This is a genomic window from Bacillus sp. NH11B (genome assembly GCF_001884205.1).
Lineage (GTDB): Bacteria > Bacillota > Bacilli > Bacillales > Bacillaceae_G > Bacillus_A > Bacillus_A proteolyticus.
This window is the reverse complement of the sequence record NZ_MAOG01000016.1, coordinates 110,124-124,192: the sequence shown is the minus strand read 5'-3', so window position 1 is coordinate 124,192 and position 14,069 is coordinate 110,124. Positions and strand designations below refer to the sequence as shown.

At 37.5% G+C, this 14,069-nt stretch carries 14 protein-coding genes and 1 pseudogene; 14 read left to right on the top strand and 1 reads right to left on the bottom strand.

Annotation, left to right across the window (positions count from 1 at the left end; all coding sequences use genetic code 11):
* Positions 1–51 precede the first annotated feature (51 nt).
* The 13 genes and pseudogenes from BAU27_RS33500 (at position 52) to BAU27_RS03025 (ending at position 11,688) form a co-directional block, all read left to right on the top strand.
* Positions 52–244 (top strand): annotated as a pseudogene (locus tag BAU27_RS33500) (hypothetical protein).
* Positions 213–3,152, top strand: a complete 2,940-nt coding sequence (gene fdhF, locus BAU27_RS03080; protein WP_071770093.1) for a formate dehydrogenase subunit alpha — start codon at positions 213–215, stop codon at positions 3,150–3,152. Before BAU27_RS33500 ends, fdhF begins: the two are co-directional and overlap by 32 nt.
* A gap of 15 nt (positions 3,153–3,167) precedes the next feature.
* The gene (locus tag BAU27_RS03075) at positions 3,168–3,650 is read left to right on the top strand and encodes a helical membrane plugin domain-containing protein (RefSeq protein WP_071770092.1); all 483 of its coding nucleotides are present in this window, start codon (positions 3,168–3,170) and stop codon (positions 3,648–3,650) included.
* A gap of 150 nt (positions 3,651–3,800) precedes the next feature.
* Entirely contained in the window at positions 3,801–4,145 is a 345-nt protein-coding gene (locus BAU27_RS03070) for a Na-translocating system protein MpsC family protein (RefSeq protein WP_000041502.1), read from the top strand.
* Between the two features lie 16 nt (positions 4,146–4,161).
* Positions 4,162–4,959 (top strand): formate dehydrogenase accessory sulfurtransferase FdhD, encoded by a 798-nt coding sequence (gene fdhD / locus BAU27_RS03065; protein WP_071770091.1) that lies wholly within the window; start codon positions 4,162–4,164, stop codon positions 4,957–4,959.
* A 20-nt stretch (positions 4,960–4,979) separates the two neighbouring features.
* Complete coding sequence (gene moaA, locus BAU27_RS03060) at positions 4,980–5,996, top strand: GTP 3',8-cyclase MoaA (RefSeq protein ID WP_071770090.1); 1,017 nt, start codon at positions 4,980–4,982, stop codon at positions 5,994–5,996.
* Positions 5,997–6,203: 207 nt separating this feature from the next.
* A complete protein-coding gene (locus BAU27_RS03055) occupies positions 6,204–6,998 on the top strand; it encodes a formate channel (RefSeq protein ID WP_071770089.1) in 795 nt (264 codons plus the stop codon).
* Positions 6,999–7,041: 43 nt separating this feature from the next.
* On the top strand, positions 7,042–8,058 hold the full coding sequence (locus BAU27_RS03050) for a molybdopterin-synthase adenylyltransferase MoeB (RefSeq protein WP_071770088.1): 1,017 nt from the start codon (positions 7,042–7,044) through the stop codon (positions 8,056–8,058).
* A 19-nt stretch (positions 8,059–8,077) separates the two neighbouring features.
* The gene (locus BAU27_RS03045; RefSeq protein ID WP_071770147.1) at positions 8,078–9,391 is read left to right on the top strand and encodes a molybdopterin molybdotransferase MoeA; all 1,314 of its coding nucleotides are present in this window, start codon (positions 8,078–8,080) and stop codon (positions 9,389–9,391) included.
* The gene (locus BAU27_RS03040; RefSeq protein WP_071770087.1) at positions 9,372–9,836 is read left to right on the top strand and encodes a molybdenum cofactor biosynthesis protein MoaE; all 465 of its coding nucleotides are present in this window, start codon (positions 9,372–9,374) and stop codon (positions 9,834–9,836) included. Before BAU27_RS03045 ends, BAU27_RS03040 begins: the two co-directional genes overlap by 20 nt.
* A gap of 4 nt (positions 9,837–9,840) precedes the next feature.
* Positions 9,841–10,077, top strand: a complete 237-nt coding sequence (gene moaD, locus BAU27_RS03035) for a molybdopterin converting factor subunit 1 (RefSeq protein WP_071744998.1) — start codon at positions 9,841–9,843, stop codon at positions 10,075–10,077.
* A gap of 46 nt (positions 10,078–10,123) precedes the next feature.
* Positions 10,124–10,612 (top strand): cyclic pyranopterin monophosphate synthase MoaC, encoded by a 489-nt coding sequence (gene moaC / locus BAU27_RS03030; protein ID WP_071744999.1) that lies wholly within the window; start codon positions 10,124–10,126, stop codon positions 10,610–10,612.
* Positions 10,613–10,632: 20 nt separating this feature from the next.
* On the top strand, positions 10,633–11,688 hold the full coding sequence (locus BAU27_RS03025; RefSeq protein ID WP_139254600.1) for a P-loop NTPase: 1,056 nt from the start codon (positions 10,633–10,635) through the stop codon (positions 11,686–11,688).
* A 378-nt stretch (positions 11,689–12,066) separates the two neighbouring features.
* On the opposite strand, the gene BAU27_RS03020 is transcribed toward BAU27_RS03025, so the two are convergent.
* The gene (locus BAU27_RS03020) at positions 12,067–13,026 is read right to left on the bottom strand and encodes a flagellin N-terminal helical domain-containing protein (RefSeq protein WP_071770086.1); all 960 of its coding nucleotides are present in this window, start codon (positions 13,024–13,026) and stop codon (positions 12,067–12,069) included.
* A gap of 244 nt (positions 13,027–13,270) precedes the next feature.
* Here BAU27_RS03020 and BAU27_RS03015 point away from each other — a divergent pair, with 244 nt between their 5' ends.
* The gene (locus BAU27_RS03015) at positions 13,271–14,059 is read left to right on the top strand and encodes a lytic transglycosylase domain-containing protein (RefSeq protein WP_071770085.1); all 789 of its coding nucleotides are present in this window, start codon (positions 13,271–13,273) and stop codon (positions 14,057–14,059) included.
* Positions 14,060–14,069 lie beyond the last annotated feature (10 nt).

The window sequence follows — 14,069 nt, the reverse complement described above, 5'->3', positions numbered from 1 at the left end:
GTATTTTTTGATTTAACGCTATAATTACAGTGTTAAAGATGGAATCGTGATATGACCTGTTATGAATCTATCATTTTATTTATGAATAAATGGATTGGTATTTTAGCAAGATGTGCTAATAAACTACTCCACCATGATGATAACGTGCCAAAAATATGGTGCGTATATTTTCGTGGTGGAGTTTTTTTTATTCTCAAAAAGGGGGAGTAACCATGAACGACAGCATGGTTCATATTACAATTGACGGCAAAGAGTATAGTGCTGAGCCTGGTTCAACTATATTAGGCATTATTAATGAGAACGAAATTGAACATCCACAAATTTGTTACGTGCCGGAAGTGGATCCTATTCAAACGTGTGATACTTGTATTGTAGAAGTGAATGGAAAGCTAGTGCGATCATGTTCTACAGTAGTGACGGACGGTATGGATATTGAGTTGTCCTCTATTAGTGCGAAGGCAGCACAACATGAGGCGATGGACCGTTTACTAGAAAATCATTTGCTTTACTGTACGGTATGTGACAACAATAATGGGAATTGTAAATTGCATAATACGGCAGAATTAATGGAAATTGAGCATCAAAAATATCCTTATGAACCAAAAGTTGATGCAAGCGAAGTTGATATGTCTCATCCATTTTATCGCTATGATCCGAATCAATGTATTGCGTGCGGTCAATGTGTAGAGGTGTGTCAAAACTTACAAGTGAATGAAACGTTATCTATTGATTGGGAGGCAGAGCGCCCTCGTGTTATTTGGGATGAAGGAGTAGATATTAATGATTCTTCCTGTGTAAGCTGCGGTCAATGTGTAACGATTTGTCCTTGTAATGCATTAATGGAGAAATCGATGCTCGGTGAAGCTGGATTTATGACAGGATTAAAACCGGATATTCTTGAGCCTATGGTTGACCTTATTAAAGAGGTTGAACCTGGGTATAGCGGTATTTTCGCTGTGTCAGAAGTAGAAGCTGCAATGCGCGATACCCGTACGAAGAAGACGAAAACAGTATGTACGTTTTGCGGTGTAGGTTGCTCATTTGAAGTGTGGACGAAGGGACGTGAAATTCTGAAAGTACAACCAACTTCTGAAGCGCCGGTTAATGCAATTTCTACTTGTGTAAAAGGAAAATTCGGTTGGGATTTCGTTAATTCTGAAAAACGGATTACGAAACCTTTAATTCGTAAAAATGGAGTGTTCGTTGAATCGACTTGGGAAGAGGCACTTGATGTAGTGGCGAATAAATTGGGCTCTATTAAAGAAGAGTACGGTAAAGGTTCTATCGGCTTTATTTCTTCTTCTAAAATTACGAATGAAGACAACTATGTTATTCAAAAATTAGCACGACAAGTGTTTGAAACGAACAATATTGATAACTGCTCACGTTATTGCCAATCACCAGCGACGGATGGGTTGTTCCGTACAATTGGTATGGGCGGGGATGCAGGAACGATTAAAGATATTGCGCAATCAGGTCTTGTTATTATTGTCGGTTGTAATCCGACAGAAGGTCATCCTGTGTTAGCGACTCGTGTGAAACGTGCACATAAACTTCACGGTCAAAAGCTAATTGTTGCAGATCTTCGTAAAACTGAAATGGCAGAGCGTTCAGATATCTTTATTAGTCCAAAGCAAGGAACAGACCAAGTATGGTTAATGGCTGTTACGAAATATATGATTGATCAAGGTTGGCATGATGAGCAGTTCATCGACGAGAATGTAAACTTCTTTGAAGATTTCAAAGATAGTCTTAAAGAATATACGCTTGAATATGCAGAAGCGATTACAGGTATTTCAAAAGAAACGCTCGTTAAAATGGCAGAAATGATTCGTGATGCAGATGGTACGTGTATTCTTTGGGGTATGGGTGTAACGCAAAATACGGGTGGTTCAGATACTTCCGCTGCGATTTCAAACTTACTTCTTGCAACAGGAAATTATCGTCGCCCAGGTGCTGGTGCATATCCACTTCGTGGTCATAATAACGTACAAGGTGCTTGTGATATGGGAACTCTTCCAGGCTGGCTACCAGGATATCAACACGTTACTAACGATGTAGAACGTGCGAAATTTGAAATAGCTTACGGAGTAAAAATTGATAATAAACCAGGTCTTAATAATATTGAAATGCTTCACGCAATTGATGAAGGGAAAATGAAAGCCATGTACCTTGTTGGAGAGGATATGGCTCTTGTAGATTCTAACGCAAATCACGTACATGAAGTGTTATCAAGTCTTGAATTCTTTGTCGTTCAAGATGTGTTCCTTTCTAAAACGGCACAATATGCAGATGTCGTATTACCGGCAGCACCATCTCTTGAAAAAGAAGGTACTTTCACAAATACAGAACGTCGTGTACAAAGATTATATCAAGTACTTCCGGCGCTAGAAGATGCGAAACCAGATTGGTGGATTGTGCAGGAAATTGCGAATAAGTTAGGTGCGAACTGGAACTATAATCATCCAAGTGAAATCTTTGCTGAAATGGCAAGTTTATCACCTTTATTCGCACACGCAAACTATGAAGTGCTTGAAGGATGGAACAGTTTCCATTGGGGAAGTTTTGACGGAACGAATACACCACTCCTTTTCCAGGATGGATTTAACTTCCCGGACAAAAAAGCTCGTTTTGCGATAGCTGATTGGGTACGTCCTGCTGAATTCCCAGCAGAATACGATCTTCACATTAATAACGGTCGTATGCTTGAACATTTCCATGAAGGGAACATGACAAATAAATCAACTGGTATTCAATCGAAAGTACCAGGTGTTTTCGTTGAAGTTTCTCCAAAACTTGCAAAAGAACGAGGAGTGAAAACTGGTTCGTTAGTACGCCTTATTTCTCCATTTGGAGCACTTAAATTACGTGCACTTGTAACGGAGCGTGTAAAAGCGAATGAGCTGTATTTACCGATGAACTCGACAGATAACGAAACGGCGATTAATTTCTTAACTGGTCCGGCGGTCGATCAACGTACAAATACGCCTGCATATAAACAAACGAAAGTGCGTATGGAGGTGTTACAAGTAGAAGGTGAAAATCCGATGCCAAAAACGAACCCACGTAATAAAAAGCGTCACCCTCAAAACGGCATTGAGGTAAATCGTAAGTGGGCTCGTCCAGGATACGTACATTTAACGGATAATTAGGGAGGAGAAAAGAAGATGGCAGCACCTATTCAAGCGATCCAGAAGCAGGAGCTAACTGAGGAAGAAATAAAACAACAAAAACTCGAAGATTTAAAAGAACTTTTAGCGAATAATGAAGAAGCGTTAAATCAAATGTTTAATATAGTAGGTGAACTGAATGACATTGGGATGCTGGAAGCTGCAAATTCTATGCTGAAAGCGAAAGAACCAATCGCAAAAATCGTTCTAGGCCAAGTCACTCGTGAACCAGTTACAAATTTAATTAATAATATGATGGGCGCTGCAGGAGCTTTAACAGAACTTGATCCGGAACTTACGAAAAAGCTTATAGGTAGTGTATTAACAGGTATGGATGAAGGAAACCAGCATTTGCAAAATAATAAAAAAGTAGGAATATTAGATCTTATGAAAGTACTGAGAGATCCAGATATTAATCGTGCTATCGGATTTGGTCTGCATTTCTTAAAAGGTATGGGTAAAGGGTTAAAAGAAGAATAGATAAGCAACAATAATAGTATTTCATATGTTGCTTGCGTACTTGAGATAAGTGTACAATATGATCCATTTCGTCTCATTATTAAATAGTTTAGACGAAGTGGTCATTTTGTTAAAATAGTTGTGATGGAATAATTGGGGAGGAATGAGAGTATGTCAAAAATGGTACATGAATTTAATGATATGATCCGAAAGCTTCGAAAAGAGTTATTCGGGAAAGGGCCGGAACGAATTCATACTGTATTTACTGAAAATATGGCGATTGCCACACTGTATGGGAATTTGACACCTACAGAGAAATTTATTTCGGGAACTATGGATGGTGCGGAAATGGTTCATATGGCTCGAACAAAAATGATTCAAGAAGTGTATGCGGCTAATCCTCATGAACATTTAGAAGAACTTGTTGGTGCGAAGTTAGTTCATCTGTTTTCTGATATGAAAGTAGATGAAGATATTGCAGTTTCGGTGTTTGTCTTTGATAAAAATATAACGTGAGAGAAGGATGCTCATCGTGAAATCGATTCAAGTGGAACGGGAAATTTTTAAATATGAGCAAGGGGAATTTAAACATATAGAGGACAGCATTGTAACAGAGTTTCCTGTTACGATTAAAATGAACGGACAGGAATTTGTTACAATGGTTAGTACTCCAGAGTATATTGAAGATATGGTAATAGGTTTTTTAGCTTCTGAAGGCGTTATCCGAAAGTATGAAGATATTGATGAAATATGGGTACAGGAAAAAGAAGGATATGTGCATGTAAAAACGAAAAAAATCAATCCTTATTATCGTGACATGCAAAATAAACGTTATATTACGTCATGCTGTGGAATGAGTAGGCAAGGGTTTGTTTTCGCAAACGATGCGCTGACTGTGAAAGAAATGAATGATATTCGCGTAAAAATCTCTGCCGAGGATTGTTTTCGGTTAATGAATGATATGCAGCAATCTGCGTCTACGTTTCAACATACAGGTGGCGTTCATAATGCAGCTTTATGTGATGTGAGTGGAATTGTTTTAAGCCGCATGGATATAGGAAGACATAACGCTTTAGATAAAATTTACGGATATTGTTTAAAAAATAACATTTCGATTGGTGATAAAGTTATTGTTTTTAGTGGACGTATCTCTTCTGAAATTCTATTAAAAGTTGCGAAAATTGGCTGTGAAGTAATATTGTCAAAGTCAGCTCCAACTGAGTTAGCACTAGAGCTAGCAGAGAAGTTAGGGATTACTACAATAGGCTTCATTCGTAATAAATCTTTTAATGTATATACGCATCCAGAACGGGTTGTAAATATAAAATAAGTAGAAACGAGGCAATAATCATGAAATCTGTCACATTAGACAAATTAGATCGTCCTTTAAAGGATTTACGTATTTCTGTTACTGATCGCTGTAATTTTCGCTGTCGATATTGTATGCCAGAAGAAATATTTGGTCGTGATTATTCTTTTTTGTCTAATGATAAAATTTTATCTTTTGATGAAATTGAAAGGATTACACGTATTTTCGTTTCTTTAGGTGTAAGAAAGTTACGTATTACTGGAGGAGAGCCTTTACTTCGAAAAGACTTACCTGAACTCATACAGCGGTTAAACGAAATTGAAGGAGTAGAGGATATCGGTTTAACGACAAATGGATCATTACTTAAAAAGTTTGCTCCTGATTTATATAAGGCCGGTTTATCTCGCGTGACAGTTAGTTTAGATTCTTTAAATGAAGAGCGTTTCTCTTATTTAAATGGAAATAGAAGTAAAGTAAAAACAGTTCTTGCAGGAATACAGGCTGCCGCGGAAGCCGGAATGAAAATTAAAATGAACATGGTTGTTCAAAAAGGGAAAAATGAGCAAGATATCGTTCAGATGGCAGAGTATTTTAAAGAGAATAAGCATATTTTACGATTTATTGAATATATGGATGTCGGAAATTATAACGGTTGGGAATTAGGCGAAGTAGTTTCTAAGCAAGAAATACTAAAGATGATTAATGAAGTTATGCCGCTTGAACGTATTGAAGCGAACTATCCTGGTGAAGTTGCGACACGTTATCGCTATATCGGTAGTAATGAAGAAATAGGGATTATTTCATCTGTAACAGATTCGTTCTGTTCATCATGTACAAGAGCGCGTATTTCAGCAGAAGGAAAATTGTATACATGTTTGTTTGCTTCAAAGGGAAACGATCTTAAAGAATTACTTCGCTTTGGATATACGGATGAAGAGATTACTAATATCATTCGTGACATTTGGAATAATCGTTCAGACCGTTATTCAGATGAACGGTTAAGCAATACGAATAACAGAACAATGCCGAAAATTGAAATGTCGCATATTGGTGGTTGAGAAACTACTATGAATGTAGATTCTCTTTGTTAACGTAAATAATGGAAAGTGTGCAAGCTTTGCAGATTTTCTATGATTATAGTAAAAATGATGATTGATATTTCTGTAAGAGATATGCAGAGAGATTAAGCAGCATTCAAAAATCCTTACGATGTTAAGGGTTTTTGGTGCTGCTTTTTTTAGATGAGAAAAATGGAGGAATTGGTTATGGCATTTCATAAACCGGAACAAATTGCTGCGCTTGTGATTGAATCCGGTGTTCAAAAGGTAAGGCAACCGCTATCCGCAATGCTTATTCTTGGTTTTTTAGGAGGAGCATTCATTTCGTTAGGATTTTTACTTAATATTCGTGTTCTAGGTAATGTACCGGAGCAGTGGGGAAGCTTAGTCAATTTTATAGGAGGAGCAGTTTTTCCTATTGGACTTATGCTCGTTGTTTTAGCGGGAGGAGAATTAATTACGGGAAATATGATGTCAATGTCCATGGCACTATATGCACGGAAAATTTCATTAAAACATGTGTTAAACAATTGGGCGTGGATCACTTTAACTAACTTCGCAGGTGCCCTTTTCGTAGCATATTGTTTCGGTCATCTTGGCGGGTTAACAGAAGGTGCCTATTTAAATAAGACGATAGCGATAGCTCAAGATAAGTTACATGAATCTTTCGGGAGAACGTTAATTTTAGCAATTGGTTGTAACTGGCTTGTTTGCCTTGCAATTTGGTTAGCTTACGGAACGAACGATTTAATTGGGAAGATTGTTGGAATTTGGATTCCGATTATGGCCTTTGTCGTAATTGGATTTCAGCAAGTGGTAGCGAATATGTTTGTCATTTCAGCAGTAATTTTTGCGGGGCACCTTACGTGGATGGATCTTGCTAAAAACTTTGTTCCTGTCTTTATCGGAAATGTAATTGGCGGAGCTGGATTTGTTGGATTCGCTTATTTTTCTTGTTATCAGAAACAAAGTGTTATCGAGAAAGATGTGTTGAAAAAATGATCGAATAGGAAGCAAATTTTTCACATGAAAGGAAGGCTATCTCATGATAGAGCGATATTCACGTCAACAGCTGTTCAGCCCTATTGGGAGTGAAGGACAGGAGGAAATTAGAAATAAGCATGTGTTGATAGTCGGGACAGGTGCATTAGGAAGTGCAAGTGCTGAAAGCTTCGTACGTGCAGGTATCGGGAAATTAACAATTATTGATCGTGATTACGTAGAATGGAGTAATTTACAGCGGCAACAGCTTTATGCTGAACAAGATGCGATAGAAAAGTTACCAAAAGTAATAGCGGCACAGAATCGTCTCCAACAAATTAATTCAGAAGTACAAATTCAAGCTCTTGTAATGGATGCAAGAGTAGATAATATGGAAGCTTTATTGGACGGTGTCGATGTCATTATTGATGCAACAGATAATTTTGATATTCGCTTTGTAATCAATGACTTAGCACAAAAATATAATATTCCTTGGATTTACGGTTCTTGTGTCGGATCGTATGGCATGAGCTATACAATTATTCCAAAGAAAACGCCGTGTTTACATTGTGTGTTGAAAAGTGTTCCTGTTACAGGAGCGACGTGTGACACGGTTGGAATTATTAGTCCAGCTGTTCAAATCGTTGCAGCGTACCAAGTGGCGGAAGCTTTCAAAATTTTAGTAGAAGATTACGAAGCAATTAGAAAAACTTTTTTAATGTTTGATATATGGAGTAATCAACATCACTCAATCAAACTAGGAAAAATAAAAACGGAAAACTGTCCTTCGTGCGGAACAAATAGAACTTATCCTTATTTATCATACGAAAATCAAACGAAGGCAGCTGTTTTATGCGGAAGAAATACAGTTCAAATTAGACCAGCGCATAATAGACATTACAACTTTGATGAGTTAGAAAAAGTATTAAAGAACCACGGGAAAGTTGATCAGAATCCGTATTTGCTCTCTTGCCAATTAGAAGAGTATCGCATCGTCATTTTTCATGATGGTCGTGTATTTATTCATGGCACGAATGAAATTCAAAAAGCGAAACAAATATACTATCGGTTATTAGGATAATAGAGAGGGATGGATAATGATGGAAAGAAGAGTGCTAATTACAGTTGAAGAGGCTGTTCGTAAAGTGATGTCATTTGCTAATTGTGGTGTAAAAGAACTAGTACCACTGGAATTAGCATACGGGCGTACGTTAGCAGACGATGTAGTAGCGGATCACGATGTGCCTTCTTTCAATCGCTCGCCATATGATGGATTTGCTATTAGGGCAGAAGATACTTCGCGAGCAAGTCGTAAGAATCCAATCGTATTTGAAGTCATCGGTGAAATTGGAGCAGGTTCCGTATTTCCTAAAGAAGTAGGAGCGTTTCAAGCAGTTCGAATTATGACAGGGGCACAAATTCCGAAAGGATGTAACGCAGTTGTCATGCTAGAACTGACTCGTCATCGTCAATATGAGAATATCGGAAAAAGCTATATGGAAGTGAGGCGCTCATTTAAAGAAGGGGACAATATATCCTTTCAAGGTGAAGATATTCAGAAAGGAATCGTTCTCGCAAAAAGAGGTAGTTACATTAATCCGGGTATTTCAGTTCTTCTTGCTACATTCGGTTATAGCGAAGTGCCAGTAGCGAAAAAGCCTGTAATTGGACTATTAGCGACTGGGAGTGAACTTCTCGATGTAAATGAAGAACTACAACCCGGAAAAATCCGAAATAGTAATACGTATATGATATCGTCTCAAATTCGAAGAGCAGGTGGAAGAGTAAAGTACTTTGGGAAGTTTAGCGACGATTTGAATACGTGCTACGAAGCAGTGAAAAAAGCGTTAAGCGAAGTGGATATGTTAATTACAACTGGTGGTGTTTCGGTAGGTGACTATGACTATTTACCAGCGATATACGAAAAGTTAGGCGCGTCAGTTCTTTTTAATAAAGTAGCCATGCGGCCGGGTAGCGTCACAACAGTAGCGCAATTAAACGGGAAATTGTTATTCGGATTATCAGGTAATCCATCTGCTTGTTACGTAGGTTTTGAGTTATTTGTAAAACCTAGCATTCGTACGTATATGTTTAGCGAAAAACCATATGTAAAACGAGAAAAAGCAATGCTCGGAGAAGATTTTCTAAAACCGAATCCATTTACAAGATTTGTACGAGGTAAGCAGAAGTATAACGAAGGACAACTAATCGCTTATCCATCAGGCTTTGATAAATCTAGTTCCGTTTCTTCATTAGCAGAATCAAACATTTTTATCGTCCTACAAGGCGGAACGAGAGGATATAAGAAAGGGATGTTTGTAGACATTCTTTTATTAGAAGATAACGAAGGTAGTGAATGGCCTTGGACATTCCGTAAAGTGGGGAGAGGTTTTGATGGGACAAGCACGATTTGAAATTGTAGATAATCCGATTGTAGTTCAAGAAGTAACGGATAAAGTAGCAAGACGAGAAGCAGGAGCAATTACAACTTTTATTGGAACGGTAAGAGAATTAACGAAAGGAAAACGAACGTTACATCTTGAGTATGAAGCATATAAACCGATGGCAGTAAAAAAGCTTACTGAAATTGGAGAAGAAATTAAGAAACAGTGGCCGGATGCAAAAATAGCAATCACGCACCGAGTAGGGCGATTAGAAATAATGGATGTTGCAGTTGTCATTGCAGTATCGTCACCACATCGTAAAGTAGCGTACGAAGCGAATGAATACGCAATTGAACGTATAAAGAGAATCGTACCAATTTGGAAAAAAGAATTTTGGGAAGATGGAACGGAGTGGATTGGAGATCAACTTGAAAATACTCCCTATCCAGAAGGAAAACCAAAGAAAGAAGAATGAGAGAATGATAACAATTTTACTGTTCGCAAATTTACGAGAAGAAGTCGGCTCAGAGAGATTAGCAATAATAGAAAAACGAGAGATGAATGTTTATCAATTGAAAAAATGGCTGAAAGATAACTATCAATTACAGACGCTAGAAAAAGTTATGGTAGCAATTAATGAAGAATTTGTAGCGGACGAAGATATTGTAAAAGCCGGAGATACTGTTGCGTTTATCCCGCCTGTAAGCGGAGGGTAATTTTTTATTCGAGTATTAAATCTTTCATACGTTAAGGAGGATCATTATGAGTGAATTTTCACACTGGAATGAAGAAGGAAGAGCTAAAATGGTTGATATCTCTCAAAAAGATATTTCAACACGTACAGCTGTTGCACAAAGTACAATTTCTTTATCAAATGAACTATTTGAAGCAATTCAAAGTGGTGGATTGAAAAAAGGAGACCCGCTCCAAGTAGCGCAAGTGGCTGGCATAATCGGTGCTAAAAAAACATCGGATATTATCCCTATGTGTCACCCAATATTAATCCAAGGAACAGACTTTACGTTCCATTATGAAAAGAAAACCGATGGCTATGAGTTAATCATACGAGCGACAGTAAAATGTAGTGGGAAAACAGGTGTAGAAATGGAAGCATTAACTGCCGTATCGATTGCCGCCCTTACTTTTTACGATATGTGCAAAGCTGTTGATAAAACGATGGTTATGAAAGAAACATATTTAGTTCAAAAAACGGGTGGGAAAAGCGGAGACTTTTTTCACAAGGTAAAATAATTACAATGGAAGGAATGTGTATGATGATTACTCACGAACAGATTATGAACGCTTTAAGCGATGTAGAAGATCCAGAATTACACAAAAGTATTGTGGAATTAAACATGGTAAGGAATATACAAATTGATGGTATAGAAGTTGGGCTAGAAGTAGTTTTAACAATTCAAGGCTGTCCGTTGAAAGCAAAAATACAACAAGATATTGAAGACTCACTTCGAAACGTTGGGGCATCAAAAGTTTCCGTAACATTTGGCTCAATGACACCGGAAGAACGAGCGTCATTAACAGCGTCTTTAAAGAAAGAAGCTAGAACAGAAACAGGAATGCCTAGTATGCTTCGACCTGATTCAGGTGTGCGTTTTATTACTGTAACGAGCGGAAAAGGAGGAGTTGGTAAATCAACTGTGACGATTAACCTTGCTACTACTTTAGCTCGTATGGGAAAGAAGGTTGGGATTTTAGATGCAGACATATATGGATTTAGCATCCCTGCTATGATGGAAACGAATGAAAAGCCAACAATGATCGATCAAACAGCAATTCCAGTCGTAAGTCACGGTGTTAAAATTATGTCGATGGGATTCTTTACAGATGGTAATAACCCAGTAATGTGGCGAGGACCGATGTTAAACAAATGGATTCAAAACTTCCTTGCGAACACGCACTGGGGAGAACTAGACTATCTTCTTCTCGATTTACCACCTGGAACAGGAGACGTTGCGATAGATGTGGCTGCGATGATTCCGCAAGCGAAGGAAATTATCGTTACAACTCCTCATAGTGTAGCTTCATTTGTCGCTTCTAGAGTAGGAGTAATGGCAAAACATACGAAACACGATATTTTAGGTATCGTTGAAAACATGGCATATTACGAAGAACAAGACGGCTCAAGAAACTATCTCTTCGGAAAAGGCGGCGGTGAAACGTTAGCAGAACAACTGCAAGCAGAAGTAATCGCCCAAATACCGTTTGCGAAGCGTGAAGAAAATAAAGGCTCATGTGTATATGATGAAGACTCACTTGTTGGGGAGATCTTTACTTCTTTAGCTGAGGATATTATTTATTATGAGGACTAGTATATAAAATAAGAGGAGAGATACATAGTGTATGTGTATCTTTCTTTTATCTTTTATGAATTGCTTACGGCTGTAGTAAATTAGAAATGTTTTGTGAAACTACATTAAGAACAATTAAATGCGTATTCTTTCTTAGGACTGCCAAATATGCTCTTTTATAAATTGATGTAGTCATTGTTTTAAAGTTATTAAAAGGGTACGAAAACAAAAATGGAATTTTTACTACAGAGGGGGAAAGTAGGGACTGCCTGCTTCTATGCATGGATGTATTTTCTACCTAAGCGATAAAAGGGAATTTATCGCTCTTTATCTATATATAAAGAAAAAAGAACTTCTCTATAAATAGAGAGGTTCTTTCATGAAACTAACTCAAATGGTTTATTGTAATAATTTAGAAACCATTTGAGGAGTTTGGTTTGCTTGAGAAAGCATACTAATACCAGCTTCGTTCAAGATTTTGAACTTAGTCATTTCAGACATTTCTTTCGCCATGTCAGCGTCTTCAATTTGAGAAGCAGAAGATGCCATGTTAGAAGCTTGGTTATTTAAGCTTTCTACGTTAAAGTCTAAACGATTTAATGTAGCACCTAAATCAGCACGGCTACCTGCGATAGATGCGATCATGCCATCGATAGCTTTAATTGCTTCGTTAGCATTATTGATAGCAGCAGTATCACCTTCAGTACCAGCTGTTCCATCAGCGCCTGCGTTTGTTGCTGAGATAGAAATTTGGCTAAGTTTCTTACTATTACCTTCTAAATTAGCGCTGGTAACATTTGCTAGTGTGATATCGATAGTGCCGTTAATAGCAGGTTTTGGAGTTTCAATACCCCCTTCATCAGATGTACCCTCATCAGCTAATGCTGGAGCTGAAGTTGCTGCTTGTCCATCATCATAACTATGAATTTTAACAGATCCATTATCACCATTTAATAATGTTTTTCCGTTAAATTGAGTGTTAGTTGCAATGTAATCAATTTGATCTCTTAATGCAGAAAATTCTTTTTCTAGTGCACCACGGTTTTCGTTTGTGTTTGTACCGTTGGCAGATTGAACTGCTAGGTCACGCATACGAAGTAAGATGTTTGATACAGAGTTCATTGCTGAATCAGCTGTACGAATCATAGAAATACCGTCTTGTGTATTACGAGATGCAACACCTAATCCGTTTTCTTTTGCGCGCATACGAGTTGCGATAGCAAGTCCTGCTGCATCGTCAGCTGCACTGTTAATACGTTTACCGCTTGATAAGCGATTCATAGAAACGTTCATTTTGTCTTGGTTTTGGCGCATGTATTCTTGCGTACGCATGCTATTAATGTTTGTATTAATTCTCATGGTAAGAACCCCCATTTTTTATATTGATTTTTCTGCGAATTTAAAAATTCAAATATACGAAAAAATCGATTTCGAATTCATTGTAAGTCCTGCTATATCAAGTGTCAACTGAAAATTTGAATTAATAAATATAAAAAAATAAAATTTTAACAATTTAGTTGTTTTTTTATTACAAAGGATTATTGCAAATTTTTTTAAAAAACTCTAATATTATATTATCTTTATTTATCGAAAAGGTGATATTATGGTAGTTGGAAATATTGTAAAAGAAGTTCTTGTGTATAAAAAAGGACTAATTCAGCAAAAGTTAAGTAGTCCGCAGGCGTTCGTTAGTAGTCGTTTTCAAGATCAATTGCAGAGTGAACCTGCGAAGGAGACGAAGGTTACTCCACAAGCGGAAAAAGTAGAGGCTATGAACCAGTCGGTACAATCTACGAAAATAGAAACGGTTGTTAATAAGCCGATAGAGCCTATTAAAGCAGAGGAAACGAGTAAGCTTGAGGAGACGGAGAAAGCTGAAACGAAGAAAGTGGATGAAGTGCAAATCGCACAAAAAGAGTTTAAGCGACGTTTCTCAGAAACGAAAAATGAGTCTGCTGATACGTGGAGATTAACGAAAAAGTATAATATTCAAAAGATACGTTATTCAAATGAAGGTAAGTATGAGGATATTATTGATCGCGCTAGTCGTACATATGGAATTCCGAAAACGTTAATTCAAAAAATGATTGAAGTAGAGTCTAATTTTAATCCGAAAACGGTGTCACATGCAGGAGCGATGGGGCTGATGCAGCTTATGCCAGCAAATGTGAAAGAGATGGGTATAAAAAATCCATTTTCACCAGCTGAAAGTATTGACGGTGGTGTGAAAGAGTTAAGCGGTTATTTAAAGAAAAATAACGGTGATCTCATACTAGCACTTGCTTCTTATAATGCTGGTCCTGGTAATGTGAGAAAGTACGGAGGCGTACCACCATTTAAAGAAACGCAAGGGTATATAAAGAAAATATTGAATATAGACGCTTCGAAATAAGAAATTTCAT

What these genes read in the sequence shown, in the direction of transcription:
- fdhF (WP_071770093.1), top strand. Translation starts at nt 213, where the DNA reads ATGAACGACAGCATGGTTCATATTACAATTGACGGCAAAGAGTATAGT.
- BAU27_RS03075 (WP_071770092.1), top strand. Translation starts at nt 3,168, where the DNA reads ATGGCAGCACCTATTCAAGCGATCCAGAAGCAGGAGCTAACTGAGGAA.
- BAU27_RS03070 (WP_000041502.1), top strand. Translation starts at nt 3,801, where the DNA reads ATGTCAAAAATGGTACATGAATTTAATGATATGATCCGAAAGCTTCGA.
- moaA (WP_071770090.1), top strand. Translation starts at nt 4,980, where the DNA reads ATGAAATCTGTCACATTAGACAAATTAGATCGTCCTTTAAAGGATTTA.
- BAU27_RS03055 (WP_071770089.1), top strand. Translation starts at nt 6,204, where the DNA reads ATGGCATTTCATAAACCGGAACAAATTGCTGCGCTTGTGATTGAATCC.
- BAU27_RS03050 (WP_071770088.1), top strand. Translation starts at nt 7,042, where the DNA reads ATGATAGAGCGATATTCACGTCAACAGCTGTTCAGCCCTATTGGGAGT.
- BAU27_RS03045 (WP_071770147.1), top strand. Translation starts at nt 8,078, where the DNA reads ATGGAAAGAAGAGTGCTAATTACAGTTGAAGAGGCTGTTCGTAAAGTG.
- BAU27_RS03040 (WP_071770087.1), top strand. Translation starts at nt 9,372, where the DNA reads ATGGGACAAGCACGATTTGAAATTGTAGATAATCCGATTGTAGTTCAA.
- moaD (WP_071744998.1), top strand. Translation starts at nt 9,841, where the DNA reads ATGATAACAATTTTACTGTTCGCAAATTTACGAGAAGAAGTCGGCTCA.
- moaC (WP_071744999.1), top strand. Translation starts at nt 10,124, where the DNA reads ATGAGTGAATTTTCACACTGGAATGAAGAAGGAAGAGCTAAAATGGTT.
- BAU27_RS03025 (WP_139254600.1), top strand. Translation starts at nt 10,633, where the DNA reads ATGATGATTACTCACGAACAGATTATGAACGCTTTAAGCGATGTAGAA.
- BAU27_RS03020 (WP_071770086.1), bottom strand. Translation starts at nt 13,026, where the DNA reads ATGAGAATTAATACAAACATTAATAGCATGCGTACGCAAGAATACATG.
- BAU27_RS03015 (WP_071770085.1), top strand. Translation starts at nt 13,271, where the DNA reads ATGGTAGTTGGAAATATTGTAAAAGAAGTTCTTGTGTATAAAAAAGGA.